General features: G+C 34.3%; 16 protein-coding genes and 1 tRNA gene. 14 read left to right on the top strand and 3 right to left on the bottom strand.

What is annotated here, in order from left to right:
- Positions 1–82 precede the first annotated feature (82 nt).
- Positions 83–799 (top strand): DsbA family oxidoreductase, encoded by a 717-nt coding sequence (locus tag BC952_RS01260; protein ID WP_121364899.1) that lies wholly within the window; start codon positions 83–85, stop codon positions 797–799.
- 234 nt (positions 800–1033) lie between these two features.
- Here BC952_RS01260 and BC952_RS01265 read toward each other — a convergent pair whose 3' ends face one another.
- Positions 1034–1693: a hypothetical protein gene (locus BC952_RS01265; RefSeq protein ID WP_121363914.1), complete on the bottom strand. Its 660-nt coding sequence runs from the start codon at positions 1691–1693 to the stop codon at positions 1034–1036.
- Between the two features lie 403 nt (positions 1694–2096).
- Between BC952_RS01265 and BC952_RS01270 the strand changes: the two genes are divergently transcribed.
- The 6 genes from BC952_RS01270 (at position 2097) to BC952_RS01295 (ending at position 5843) form a co-directional block, all read left to right on the top strand.
- Positions 2097–3371 (top strand): Y-family DNA polymerase, encoded by a 1275-nt coding sequence (locus BC952_RS01270; protein ID WP_121363915.1) that lies wholly within the window; start codon positions 2097–2099, stop codon positions 3369–3371.
- On the top strand, positions 3362–3802 hold the full coding sequence (locus BC952_RS01275; protein WP_091172423.1) for a LexA family protein: 441 nt from the start codon (positions 3362–3364) through the stop codon (positions 3800–3802). The genes BC952_RS01270 and BC952_RS01275 overlap by 10 nt, the downstream gene beginning before the upstream one ends.
- 40 nt (positions 3803–3842) lie before the next feature.
- Positions 3843–4103, top strand: coding sequence for an AbrB/MazE/SpoVT family DNA-binding domain-containing protein (locus BC952_RS01280; protein WP_121363916.1), 261 nt, complete (start codon positions 3843–3845; stop codon positions 4101–4103).
- Positions 4093–4416: a type II toxin-antitoxin system PemK/MazF family toxin gene (locus BC952_RS01285; protein ID WP_121363917.1), complete on the top strand. Its 324-nt coding sequence runs from the start codon at positions 4093–4095 to the stop codon at positions 4414–4416. Before BC952_RS01280 ends, BC952_RS01285 begins: the two co-directional genes overlap by 11 nt.
- A gap of 95 nt (positions 4417–4511) precedes the next feature.
- The gene (locus BC952_RS01290; protein ID WP_121363918.1) at positions 4512–4991 is read left to right on the top strand and encodes a hypothetical protein; all 480 of its coding nucleotides are present in this window, start codon (positions 4512–4514) and stop codon (positions 4989–4991) included.
- Between the two features lie 90 nt (positions 4992–5081).
- Positions 5082–5843, top strand: coding sequence for a hypothetical protein (locus tag BC952_RS01295; RefSeq protein ID WP_121363919.1), 762 nt, complete (start codon positions 5082–5084; stop codon positions 5841–5843).
- Between the two features lie 14 nt (positions 5844–5857).
- On the opposite strand, the gene BC952_RS14790 is transcribed toward BC952_RS01295, so the two are convergent.
- A complete protein-coding gene (locus BC952_RS14790; RefSeq protein ID WP_167445663.1) occupies positions 5858–6004 on the bottom strand; it encodes a hypothetical protein in 147 nt (48 codons plus the stop codon).
- Positions 5968–6047, bottom strand: a tRNA-Leu gene (locus BC952_RS01300). The genes BC952_RS14790 and BC952_RS01300 overlap by 37 nt, the downstream gene beginning before the upstream one ends.
- Before the next feature lie 290 nt (positions 6048–6337).
- On the opposite strand from BC952_RS01300, the gene BC952_RS01305 reads away from it, so the two are divergent.
- The 7 genes from BC952_RS01305 (at position 6338) to bioB (ending at position 14021) form a co-directional block, all read left to right on the top strand.
- Positions 6338–7279, top strand: coding sequence for a ribose-phosphate pyrophosphokinase (locus BC952_RS01305; protein WP_121363920.1), 942 nt, complete (start codon positions 6338–6340; stop codon positions 7277–7279).
- A 43-nt stretch (positions 7280–7322) separates the two neighbouring features.
- Complete coding sequence (locus tag BC952_RS01310) at positions 7323–7934, top strand: 50S ribosomal protein L25/general stress protein Ctc (protein ID WP_113636383.1); 612 nt, start codon at positions 7323–7325, stop codon at positions 7932–7934.
- A gap of 284 nt (positions 7935–8218) precedes the next feature.
- Positions 8219–8893, top strand: a complete 675-nt coding sequence (gene pth / locus BC952_RS01315; protein ID WP_121363921.1) for an aminoacyl-tRNA hydrolase — start codon at positions 8219–8221, stop codon at positions 8891–8893.
- Between the two features lie 153 nt (positions 8894–9046).
- Entirely contained in the window at positions 9047–11080 is a 2034-nt protein-coding gene (locus BC952_RS01320; protein ID WP_121363922.1) for a T9SS type A sorting domain-containing protein, read from the top strand.
- Positions 11081–11177: 97 nt separating this feature from the next.
- Complete coding sequence (locus BC952_RS01325; RefSeq protein WP_121364900.1) at positions 11178–12107, top strand: bifunctional riboflavin kinase/FAD synthetase; 930 nt, start codon at positions 11178–11180, stop codon at positions 12105–12107.
- A gap of 94 nt (positions 12108–12201) precedes the next feature.
- Positions 12202–12657 (top strand): hypothetical protein, encoded by a 456-nt coding sequence (locus tag BC952_RS01330; RefSeq protein ID WP_121363923.1) that lies wholly within the window; start codon positions 12202–12204, stop codon positions 12655–12657.
- Positions 12658–12935: 278 nt separating this feature from the next.
- Positions 12936–14021 carry a biotin synthase BioB gene (gene bioB, locus BC952_RS01335; protein ID WP_091172407.1) on the top strand — a complete coding sequence of 362 codons (1086 nt, stop codon included), beginning with the start codon at positions 12936–12938 and terminating at the stop codon, positions 14019–14021.
- Positions 14022–14058 lie beyond the last annotated feature (37 nt).

Here is a 14058-nt window from a genome sequence, read left to right on the forward strand (position 1 = left end):
ATAAAAACAGCTAAAATAACATTTGCTTAATTTTGCGTCCTAACAACCCCTTTGGCCTAGCCAAAATAAAAGCAATATGGAAATGGGAAATGAATTAAAAATACAAATTTGGTCGGATGTAATGTGTCCTTTTTGCTACATTGGAAAAAGAAAATTAGAAGAAGCGTTATCCCAATTCGAGAATAAAGACTCTGTTGCTATAGAATGGAAAAGTTTTCAGCTAGACCCTAGCTTTTCAGCAACACCAAATGAGAGCATTATTGACCATCTGGCCGAGAAATACCAAAAAAATACAGACTGGGCTAAAACTATGGTACAAAATATGACGCAAAATGCAAAAGCATCAGGATTAGATTTTCATTTTGAAAAAGCAATTCTTGCAAATTCATTGCATGCACATCGTTTGTTGCATTTAGCAAAAAAGCATCATCTTTCCAACCAACTAGAGGAAGTACTATTCAAAGCATATTTAACTGACGGTAAAAATGTAAATGATTTAGTCACCCTGAAAGAATTAGGTCTGGAAGTGGGTCTGGAATTCGAAGCTATTGAAGAAGTTTTAAACTCTAATATGTATGCCGATGCCGTACAGCAGGACCAGGAAGAAGCTCATGCTATTGGCGTAACTGGCGTTCCGTTTTTTGTAATTGATAATAAATATGCTGTTTCAGGCGCACAACCTTCTGAGGTATTTCTGAAAACTTTAGAAAAAGCATGGGAAGAAGGTCAATTTCGTTCTAAAATCATCCTGCAAAACACAACTGACGGAACTAGTTGTGGAATTGACGGCTGTGAATAAAACAAGTCTCACTAAACGATTTAATTCTGTAAAATAGATTTCCCGTTTGAATATTCTGAGTGATGATGATTTGTAAATTGCAGGAATTAGCCCTGATAGAAGCGGCATCCTTTTTAGAAGACTATTTTTCCTAGCCTTCTAAAAAGATACAGCCGATAGCAGGAAATAGCTTCAAACAAAAATCCCGCTGATACGAATATCAACGGGATTTTTTAAACCAATCATTTAAACAAACTAAAATCTTTTATTAATGCTGATATCTACACTTCCTACTACTCTAGCATCTTGTTTTTTGACTTTTGGGTCATTCGTTCTATAGTAATAGTCATCTTGATCGCTTGAATTTTGGCCATTTCCATATTCATAATCGTTGTTTTGGCTGTATTCGTAGCTTCTACCACCTTTTACAGCTCCTATTGTATCAACAATTTGACCACGAAGGTTGTAGACAATCTGTAAACCCCCTACTTGTTCTAATGCATAACGATTGTACGTCATGTAAACAGACCCAATTCGTTTTACTCTGTCGTTAGCATCATAGTTAATAAACACATTTCCCACTTGTCTAACTCGACCCCTGTTATCGTGTTCTACCTTTACACCATAATTCCCGTTTCGAATATTGGCTGGCGCACCATACGTTTTGTTTACACCATTTTTTCTGTTTGATTTGTAATACACATCTCGACCAGTTGTAGGGCGAGTATTAAAATCCAATTGTCCGTCAGGGAACACGAAGAACTCAATTCCTCTTTCTGTAAAAACAATTGGGTCGGCATTTCTAAAATCTACTGGAGATCTTCTTTCGACAGAAAAATCGATTTTTTCTGCTGCGTTTGCTACACTACCTCCAAATACGAAGATACTAGCTACTAAAAAGGTAATTTTTTTCATGATATATCTATTTTGAATTTTGCCTACTCTTGAGCTTTTCGGCTTTCGCTTTTTTACTTATTTGATTAAGTATATTCAAGTAGCATGCCAAAGATTTGAATCATGGCTTTATGGTTTTAAAGCATTAATCCACTTTTAGAATTTAAAAAACTGGAATACAGCTATTTATTTATTTTAAAAACCAACAATAAATACTATTTCATGAAAAAATATTAAGTATTTTTTAATACAAATCCCATCTCATTGCCTATTTTTTGTTGTTCTTTTGGATAAAAAAACACTTCAAAAAAGAAAACGAACCTAATTTTTAGCTCCATTTTTTATAAAAAATATTTATCAACATTGCTTTAAAATTAACTTTTGTTACTTAGACGCAATCATCGATATTGAGTAATTTTGTATCATGTACGCTTTAGTCGATTGTAACAATTTTTATGCTTCCTGCGAACGTGTTTTTCAACCGAAATTCAACGGAAAACCGGTTGCGATATTATCAAATAACGATGGCTGCGTGATTTCCAGAAGCAATGAGGCCAAATCCGCGGGAGTTGCTATGGGCGTGCCAGCATTCCAGATTAAAGAATTGGCAAAAGAAAAAAATATACAGATCTTTTCGTCAAATTATGCATTGTACGGCGATTTAAGCAATCGCGTAATGGCAATTTTAGCTCAGTTTACACCTAATGTAGAAATTTATAGTATCGACGAAGCTTTCCTAAATTTTGATGGTTTGACTATTTCTGACTATCATGATTATGGAATCCAAATGAAAACCCGCGTACAAAAATGGGTTGGAATTCCCGTTTGTATTGGTTTTGCTCCCACAAAAGCATTGTCAAAAGTAGCCAATAAAATCGCTAAGAAATTCCAAGACAGAACACAAGGCGTTTATGTCATTGATACCGATGAAAAACGCATCAAAGCCCTAAAATGGACTAAGATTGAAGATGTTTGGGGCATTGGCTATCGGATGAATAAAAAGATGAAAGCCAAAAACATTGTAACTGCTTTAGATTTTATTGCACCACAACATGAAGCTTGGATCAAAAAAGAAATGGGTGTGATTGGTTTACGTTTAAAATACGAACTCGAAGGAAAATCAGTTTTAGATTTAGAACCTATTGCTGACCAAAAGAAAAGCATAGCAACCACCCGAAGTTTTCCAAAACAAATTGCTGATTTTGATTTGCTGCGCGAACGTGTAGCGACTTTTGCAGCAGTTTGCGCAGAGAAATTGCGAAAACAAAACTCCTGCTGCCATACTATTATCGTGATGTTAGTGGTTGATAAACATACGGTTAAAACCTCAAAATACTATTTTAACATGGCGATTACATTGCCTTATGCATCAAATTCTACCTTGACGATTTCGAATGCAGCCATAGATATCTTGAAAAAACTGCACAAAGGAAATGAAACTACAAAATTCAAGAAAGCAGGTGTAATCGTTACTGCGCTTATTGATGAAGACAAAAAACAACTACAATTATTTGACGAAGAGAATCCAAAACATTTAGCGCTAATGAAAGTGATGGATCGTCTCAACAATAAAATTGGAGATAAAAAAATAAAATTAGCCACACAAAACTTAGGCTTAACATGGAATATGAATCAAAATCATTTGTCGTCTAAATACACCACTAATTTCAATGAGATACTCGAAATCAAATGTCAATAAATAAAGATCAAAAACTAACATTTTTCAATCCCAATTTTGATAGTAAAATCAAAATTCCATTCATGAAAGGTGGCGTTTCGGCAGGATTCCCGTCACCGGCAGCTGATTTTATGGAAAACAACATTGACTTAAATAAAGAGTTAAGCGAAAATCCCCTGGCTACTTTTTACATCAAAGTCAAAGGCAACTCGATGATTAATGCCGGAATAAACGACAAAGATGTCTTGGTCGTTGACAGAAGCATAGAACCAAGAAATAATGCTATTGCAATTTGTTTCATAGACGGAGAATTTACCGTAAAACGGATACAAGTAGCACAAGACTGTTTGTACTTGATGCCTGAAAATCCCAATTACCAACCCATAAAAGTAACAGAGGAAAACCAATTAATCATCTGGGGAATGGTTACTTATGTGATAAAAAAAGTATAAAACCACAAAAAGTAACCACAAAAGTAATTACATTTGTTAGATGATAAAAGTCCGCCAAACACAAATTATAAAAATAGGCAATTCTAACGGGATTAGAATTCCTAAAGACTTCCTTAATGCATTAGGAACCAAAGAGGTTGTCTTAGAACTATCAGACAACACTTTAATTATTAAGCCCATAAAAACTACCACACCACCACGAAGCGAATGGGAAAGCATCCTAGCTAAAATGAAAATAGAACCCGAAGACGATTTCAACGATTTTGATACCACCCTCACAGATGGCATAGATGATTTATAAAAAGTGGGATATTGTATTGGTCGATTTGAACCCAACTAAAGGAAGTGAAATATCAAAAATAAGACCGTGTTTAGTAGTTTCTCCGAACAGTGTCAATACATACATGAACACTATTGTTGTAGTCCCGTTTACCTCAAAACCCAAAGGATATCCGTTTAGAATACTGACAAATCACAAAAACATTGAAGGCGAATTGTGTTTTGATCATATTAAAAGTATTGACAAAAGCCGTGTTGTGAAAACTGACGGCAGCATTGCAAAAACGTTGCGAACAGCTATAAATAATTTGTTGTTTGAGTTTTTCAACGAGTAAAATATCTCAACATTCACCTCCTTTACGGAAAACCTCAAAGTGAATGATTTTTAATGGGTTACATTTGGATATTATTAATCTAAATCTTTAAAACAATGAAAAAAATGTTATTGTTCCTGATATTTATCACAAATATTTCATTTTCTCAAAACAAAAACTTCACAATTGAAGACAAATTAATTTTTTGGAAATTAGTTTATGAAGATTCAACAAATATCTCCGAATTAAAAAACAATCCACGTTTAGAATTTATTACAGACTCAACAGGATACATTAAAAAGACAAATTTCAATGATAAAAAGGTTAGACAATTGATTGCAGAATTTAAAGTTCAATCTAAAAAAGGAAAATACCGAGTTTCTGTTTGTAACATTAAATTCTTTACAGAACCAATTGGAATTAATTCAGGAATGTTTAGTACTCAAACAATTTCAGAATATACAATTGAAGAATCTTTAATCAAAAAGAATGGTACAATAAGAGAATCATATCTTGGGTACAATTTGACCGAAGCTCTTAACCCTCATTTTACAGAATTATTTACCATTAAGAAAAGAATTAAATCGGATTGGTAAAAAGAATAAATCTGATGAGATTTCACTGTAATCAAATATTAAAATAAAGCCTAGTCCTACAATTATCTTTCCCCTTAATGTAAAGTCACAATGGAAATATTCAAATGGTTATTTGGTAAGGATAACAAAGATGTCAAAAAAATTGAAAGGAAAGAAAGTAATGATTTCAAAATTACAGAAGCTGAAAATGAAGCACTATGTCCATATTGTAAAAATTCATTAATCAAATTTCCATCTAGAAAGACAAAATGCCCACATTGTAACAACTATATTTTTGTACGGAAATTAAATGATTATAGACTTAAAACTCTTGTTACCCAAGAGCAAGTAAAAGAACTTGAAATAGAACAAAGAAAGAATTATTCAAAGAATAGTAGACTAAGAAAACTAAAGGAATTCGGAGTTACAGAGGATGAATTTATCAAAAGAAAAGATGAACTTTATTTAAAGTCTGGAATAGAAATCAATGAGGACAATGCCTTTTGGTCTATTTTTAATGAATTATTGATTAAAAATGTGGCTGATTTTAATCAACTGAGAATAGATTATTATTCAATGGCAATTTTTCTTCACGAAGAGGGGAAAGATAATTTTAAATTATTACAACTAAGCGCAAAAGCTACATTAGACAGTTTTCAATTAAGTAATTTAGAATTTAAAGTTCAAATTGTTGGGTGTTCAGATTCGTGCGAGACTTGTAAAAAATTGAATGGAAAAATTATGTCGATGGAAGAAGCATATTTACTCCCTGTACCTTGCAGAAAATGCACTCATAGAATTGGATTTTGTAGATGTTTATATTGCGCGGTGTCCAGTCGAGATAGTGAAGGAATGTTAATACTTAAAAAATAAAACATCGTCCACAATTATTTTTCTAGAATTGCCTCAGAATTGCATTCGATAGCAACAAACAACATATCCCTAAATCCCTTGTGACGCAAAACCAAAAAAACCGCTTCTTTCGAAGCGGTTTTTGTACCCGGAGCCGGAGTCGAACCGGCACGGTTTCCCACAGGTGTTTGAGACCAGCGCGTCTACCAATTCCGCCATCCGGGCTTAGCAGACATGAAATAACGACAGTTATTTCAACGCAATAAAAGATGTGATTGTGTTTAAATCAACCATCAATTCCTTTAACACGGTGCAAATGTAAAAAATAATATTAAATGTTCAACAAAAAATACTTAATTTTTTCCTTTCAGAGTTGAATAAATTTTATAAATTTGCACCTCGTTAAAAACACAACACACAACTAACTACACCCGAGGCAAATACGCACACAAGGCTTTAATCAATAGACAAAGCTAAACTGTATGGAGCGCAGCGGAATAAAAACAACAAATTAAATGTCACACCTAGAACCAGAAGCTAAAATTTTTGCTTGTTCACAAAGTGTATATCTTGCTGAGAAAATAGCAGAGCAATACGGAATCCCTTTAGGGAAAATCACCATGTCAAAATACAGCGACGGTGAATTTCAGCCTTCTTATGAAGAATCTATCAGAGGATTACGTGTTTTTATCGTTTGTTCGACTTTTCCAACGGCAGATAATCTGATGGAATTATTATTGATGATTGATGCTGCAAAGCGTGCTTCGGCAAGACACATCACCGCAGTAATTCCTTATTTTGGTTGGGCAAGACAAGACAGAAAAGATAAGCCAAGAGTTCCGATAGGAGCTAAATTAGTGGCTAAATTATTAGAAAGTGCTGGTGCAACAAGAGTAATGACTATGGATTTGCACGCCGATCAAATTCAAGGATTCTTTGAAAAGCCAGTTGATCACCTTTTTGCATCGACAATATTTTTGCCATATGTAAAGAGTTTAGGATTAGACAATTTAACAATTGCTTCTCCGGACATGGGTGGTTCTAAAAGAGCTTACGCTTATTCTAAATTTTTAGAATCTGACGTAGTTATATGTTACAAACAAAGAAAAGAGGCCAACATTATTGACACCATGGAATTGATTGGTGAAGTAAAAGGTAAAAATGTAATCTTAGTAGATGACATGATTGATACCGGAGGCACTTTGGCGAAAGCCGCTGATTTAATGATGGAAAAAGGAGCATTGAGCGTAAGAGCGATTTGTACCCACGCAATTTTATCTGGTGATGCTTACGAAAAAATAGAGAATTCTAAATTATTAGAATTAATCGTTACCGATTCTATTCCGTTGAAGAAAGAATCAAACAAAATAAGAGTGTTGAGTTGTGCGCCACTTTTTGCTGAAGTTATGCACATGGTACATCATAACAATTCCATTAGTGGAAAGTTCATAATGTAACCCCAAACAAGTAATATTATTTAATAACTATATTTTTTTTACAATGAAATCGATTACAATTAAAGGATCAGAAAGAGAAAGCGTGGGTAAAGTTGCGACTAAAGCCCTACGTAATGCTGGATTGGTTCCTTGCGTATTATACGGAGGAAATCAGGCAGTTCATTTCTCAGCAGAAGTTATGGCTTTCAAAAACTTGGTTTACACTCCAAACGCTCACACAGTTGAGATCGATCTTGGAAAAGGAAAATCATTTAACGCTATTTTACAAGATATCCAGGTTCACCCGGTATCTGACAAGATTTTACACATTGACTTCTTTCAATTATTTGATGACAAAGAAATCACTATGGAAGTTCCTGTAAAAGTAGTTGGAACATCTAAAGGAGTTCTTGCTGGTGGTGTTTTACGTTTGAACACTCGTAAACTTAAAGTAAAAGCTTTACCAAAAAATCTTCCAGATTTTATTGAAGCTGACATTACTCCACTTGAAATGGGAAACAAATTGTACGTTACTAAATTAGTGAACGACAACTACAAATTGATTCATCCTGACAACACTGTTGTTGCTCAAGTAAGAATCTCTCGTGCAGCTATGAAAGCAGCTCAAGAAGCAGCAAAAGCAGCGAAAGCTCCTGCAAAAGGAAAGAAAAAATAATATTTTTTCAATCATTCAAGAAAGCATCAGTTGTAAAACTGGTGCTTTTTTTTGCGCATTACTTTTTGTCATTGCAAGGAATGAGAAATCTCATTATCCTGTTTTAAATTATTAGGAGCACCACTACTCCTTTTCATAACAACTTTGCTCCTGCTGTCCGTTATATCCACGCAAAAAAGCGTGGGATGTCACTTCCATCAGGGCTATTCAGAACTATTTTACCCTCAATAACGATTTTCTAAAAATCTAATAATCAAATACTCTAATTAGTTTACTTTTGCAGTATGATAAAATGGATTTCAAATTTATTCTCGTCAACAAAAACAGAAGACAATACAGATTACATTAAACCAGAGGTTCACGAACACCAAAAAAACAATATAGAAAGCGTGAGTAATAAATTTTTAATAGTCGGACTCGGCAACATTGGTGCTGAATATGTAAACACAAGACACAACATCGGTTTCAAAGTTGTGGATTTCCTAGCTCGCAAAGAAGCCGTCTCTTTCGAAACAGTAAAACTGGGCGCACTGGCCCAATACAAATTCAAAGGAAGAACTTTTCTGCTTTTGAAACCCAACACTTATATGAATTTGAGCGGGAAAGCCGTTCAATATTGGATGGAAAAAGAGAAAATTCCATTAGAAAATATTTTGATTATTACTGATGATTTGAATTTACCTTTTGGAACAATCCGAATCCGACAAAAAGGAAGTGACGGAGGACACAACGGACTTAAAAACATCAATCTTGTCCTAAATACTCAGAACTACCCAAGATTCCGGTTTGGGATCAGTGATGAATTCAAAAAAGGGAAACAAGTTGATTATGTCCTGGGAGAATGGGATGATGCTGAAAAAACCGCACTTCCGGAACGACTGGAATTGGCTTCAGAGATTATAAAATCTTTTGGAACAGCCGGATTGGAAAACACCATGACCGCATTCAACGGGAAATAAAAGATTCATAATGTAAATGAAAAAGAAAAATTATCTAATTTTATCCAATCACATTACTTTTTAAATTTCAAGAAAGCACTATCTAAAACCATAATTAGATTCAAAACAACTCATTACAAAAGCAGATTCATTTACGTCCAAAAAACTGATATTATGAAAAAAATTACTTTTCTATTATTACTCTCATTATTTTCAATCAACTGCACTTTTGCGCAGGCGACTACTACTAATGAGATCCTGCTTTTTGGTAAAAATAAAATCACAAAACAAGGTTCCGTAATTCGCTGCGCATCTACGGAATATGAAGAATACTTGAAATCCAAAAATCCAAACGTACTATCGACATCTGAATTTGAACAATGGATAACACCAAAGATCATACTTGAAAAAAACAAAAAAAAGAATACCTCAAAAGGACTCAAAACAAATGCAGTCATCACGATACCTGTTGTGATTCATGTAATTCATAGTGGTGACATTTTAGGCGTTGATGAAAACATATTTGATGAACAAGTAATTTCGCAAATCCAAGTCCTTAACGATGATTTCAGAAGGAAATCAGGCACTCCTGGTTTTAATACCAATCCCGTTGGAGCTGATGTAGAAATTGAATTTGCACTTGCAAAGCAAGATCCATCTGGCGTATTATCAAATGGGATAAATCGTGTAAACTTAGGACAAGAAAGCTGGTCAACTACTGATATAAATGACGTTTTAAAGCCCCAAACACAATGGAATCCTGAAAAATATCTAAATATTTGGGTGGTGAATTTTAGTAGAACCGATTTATTAGGATATGCACAATTCCCAAGTGGCTCAGGACTTTCTGGATTAAATCAAAACGAAGGATCAGCAAATACTGATGGCGTAGTAATTGGCTATAAATTTTTTGGTTCTTCAGATTATTTTCCTAACGGAACGTATTCTTCCAATTATGACAAAGGGAGAACAACTTCACACGAGGTAGGACATTGGCTAGGATTGCGTCACATTTGGGGAGACGGTGGATGTGATGTAGACGATTTTTGTACAGACACTCCAAATGCAGGACAAGAAAACGCAGGATGCCCAACAGGAGTAGACTCTTGTCCAACTTCGCCAGGAATGGATATGGTTGAGAACTACATGGACTATACTTATGATGCTTGTATGAACATTTTTACTGCAGATCAAAAAACACGCATGATTACCGTTATGAACAACTCCATCAGAAGAGTCTCATTACAAACTTCAGACGCTCTTACTCCCGGAGTAATTTTTGAAAGTGATGCCTCCACTATGATTGTTAACTTAAACATTAATCCATGCAGCAATACGTTCTCGCCAATAATAAAAATTGTAAACAAAGGGAATGCAACATTGACTAAAGCATCTTTTACTTATGGAATAGACAACAACAATTTACAAACATTCAATTGGACCGGTAATCTTACGAACAACGAATCACAAAATATCACACTAAACAGTTTGACTACAAGTGGCGGTAATCATAATTTTAGCACTAACATAAACAGCGTGAATGGAATAACAGATCAAAACAATGCCAATAACACTGAAACCTTAAATTTTGATATTGTAAAGAATTACGCAAACAATACCGTGAACTTCACATTACAAATAGATCGCTACGGAACTGAAACCACATGGAAACTAACAAATTCAGCCGGATTGACATTGTATGAAGGAGGTCCATATACCAACACTGCTAAAGACATCGCACTTCCAGCACCATTCAAAACAAGTTTTAATATTGCTAGTAACGACTGCTATACTTTTACAATAATTGACAAGGAGGAAGACGGAATCTGTTGTGATTACGGAAATGGATCTTATACAATAACGACCCCTACAGGAGAAATAATTGCAACTGGAGGGGAATTTGGAGCGAGTGAATCAAAAAGCTTTAGAATTGGATCATTATCAATCGCTAATGTAGAAAACTTAAATTCGGTTTATCTTTATCCGAATCCCACCTCAAATATATTAAACGTAGCTGTTGAAAATAAGTTAGAAACTCCGGAAGCCTATACTATTATCAATACTTTAGGTCAAATTATAAAATCTAAAAAAATCGAATCAACTGAGGATCTTCAAATAAACGTCTCCAATTTATCTCAAGGTATTTATTTTTTAAAATTATCAAAAAGTCAATCCGAAACCAAAACAATTCGATTTATTAAAAAATAAAAATTATTTTATAACTAAAAAAGGATCGAACTTTTCGATCCTTTTTTAGTTATATCAAATAGATACCTTAAATTTGCGCTTTTATAAAACACTTGCTTTGAAGATTTTTCATTCTATAAACGATTTCACTTCCACAAAAAAAACAATCCTAACGTTAGGAACCTTTGATGGAGTTCACATTGGTCACAAAAAAATTCTGAATAAACTAACCCAAAACACGGAGAACGAGAAATACGAAAGTCTGGTACTTACGTTTTTTCCTCATCCAAGGATGGTTTTACAGGAACATTCTGATATAAAATTACTCAACACTATAACTGAGAAAATTGATTTGTTGGAAAAAATTGGCATAGAAAATCTTGTGATTCATCCTTTTGACGAAACTTTTTCGAGATTGACTGCCGAAGAATTTGTAAGTACTATTCTCGTTGATCGATTTCATATCCAAAAGATAATTATTGGTCACGATCACCGCTTTGGAAGAAATCGAACTGCAGATATTGATGATCTTATCGCTTTTGGAAAGCAGTATGATTTTGAAGTAGAACAAATATCAGTTCAGGAAATTAATGAAATATCAGTAAGCTCAACAAAAATCAGAAATGCATTATTAGAAGGAAACATGGCATTGGCCAATGAATATTTAGGATACGAATACGTTCTGACCGGAATCATCATCAAAGGAAAACAATTGGGAAGAACCATCGGTTTTCCAACGGCTAATTTAAAAATCGAAGAAAATTACAAACTGATTCCACAAAATGGAGTTTATATTGTAAAAAGCATAATTAATGAACAAACCGTTTTTGGAATGATGAACATTGGATTTAATCCTACTGTTGACGGACAAAAACAATCCATTGAGATTCATTATTTTGATTTTAATGCTGATTTATACAATCAAAAAATCAGCGTTTCAATACTACATAGAATTCGTTCCGAACAAAAATTTGAATCGGTTGAGTTACTGAAAGAACAACTTGAAAAAGACAAAAAAACTACACTCAACTACTTGAATAAATTTTAATTTTTTAATAAAACATTACTATTTTTTCTGTAAATTTGAAGGTAATATTCTGTTTATCATTTAGATATACTTTCTAACTTTTAAAAATAGTCGTATGAAACTTCCAAAAGAAATAGTAAACGGATTCATTATTTTCATCGGCATTGGCCTTTATTTCTTATTAATGGAACTTTTAGGCCTTGCCGATATGTATTTCCTGCGTCTGTTCAATGTCCTATTTGTATTTTACGGAACTAATAAAACGTTAAGAAGTAATTTCGCCGAAGGTAAAATTATACTGGTTTCTAATGCAGTCTCTGCTCTGTTTACATCGCTTTCAGGAGTGTTTTTGAGCATTGCTGGGTTAATTATTTATAGCTATATAAAAGGAGGTGACATTTATATTGAATCGTTATCAAAAACATTCTTATTTGGCGGCAATCCATCCGTAATGACGTATTCCATTTCTCTGTTATTTGAAGGAATCGTATCTGCCGTAATCGTAACCTTCATGCTTATGTTATACTGGGACACTCGCTATTCTTCGGACAAGCATGGCGCTGAATCTTAAATTTTTATCCTTACTTAATTCCAATACCACTTCCCAAACGAGCATCTCCTATTGTTTTTACGGCGTTTATTTTTTTATGTTTTATAAATTATATATTCCTTCTGTTTAATAAATACCTTCGGATAAAGTAATTGAATAACACTTTATAAAATTCTGAAACGCCCGCATACAACAGCCTACCTTTAACCAAAAAATATTTTACAAAAGGCTTTTCAATAGTATTACATTGGTTCTTTAGAACAATTTAACTACTTTTGACCCATCAAAAAATCGTATCAATGAGTATTACAAAACACAATTGGACCAAAGACGAAATTATCGCAATATATAATAAACCTATGATGGATTTGCTTTACGAAGCAGCGTCTATTCATAGAGAGCATCACGATCCTAACGTGGTTCAGGTTTCTACTTTACTTTCTATAAAAACAGGTGGATGTCCAGAGGATTGTGGCTATTGTCCACAAGCCGCAAGATATCATACTGAAATTGAAGGGAATGATTTAATGTCAGTTAGCCAAGTGAAAGCGCAAGCTTTGCGAGCAAAATCAAGCGGATCATCCCGTGTATGCATGGGAGCGGCTTGGAGAAATGTAAAAGATGGCCCTGAGTTTGACCAAGTTCTTGAAATGGTTCGCACCATAAACAAACTGGATATGGAAGTGTGTTGTACCCTTGGGATGATCACTGAAAATCAAGCACATCGTTTAGCAGAAGCAGGTTTATATGCCTACAACCACAATTTAGATACCTCTGAAGAATATTACAAAGAAGTAATTTCAACCCGCGGATTTGAAGACCGTTTGCAAACAATAGAAAATGTTCGTAAAACAAACGTTACTGTTTGTAGCGGTGGAATAATCGGGATGGGAGAAAGCATTGAAGACCGAGCAGGAATGCTTGTAGCACTTTCTACGTTAAACCCACAGCCAGAATCAGTCCCGATAAATGCCTTGGTTGCCGTTGAAGGAACTCCGATGGAAGAAGAAAAACCAGTTGAAATATGGGAAATGATACGAATGGTGGCAACAACCAGAATCATCATGCCGGAAACCCAAGTACGTCTTTCTGCAGGAAGAATGAACATGAGCCGTGAAGGTCAAGCCATGTGCTTCTTTGCCGGTGCCAATTCAATTTTTGCGGGAGATAAGTTATTGACTACTCCAAATCCTGATGTAAATGAAGACATGAAAATGTTTGAGATGTTAGGTTTAAATCCACAAAAACCATTCACAAAAGTTTCTCAACCACAAACTGTTGAAGCGGAAGATTCTCAATTTGCTCCATTAGGTGAAAAACCAAAATGGTCAAGACCAGGACACACTATCGAGAGAAATCTTGAAGCATCCGGTAAAGAAAAATAAACTTTATTTTGAATAAATATACAAAACCATCTTGGCT

The organism is Flavobacterium limicola (assembly GCF_003634755.1).
Taxonomy (GTDB): Bacteria; Bacteroidota; Bacteroidia; order Flavobacteriales; family Flavobacteriaceae; genus Flavobacterium; species Flavobacterium limicola.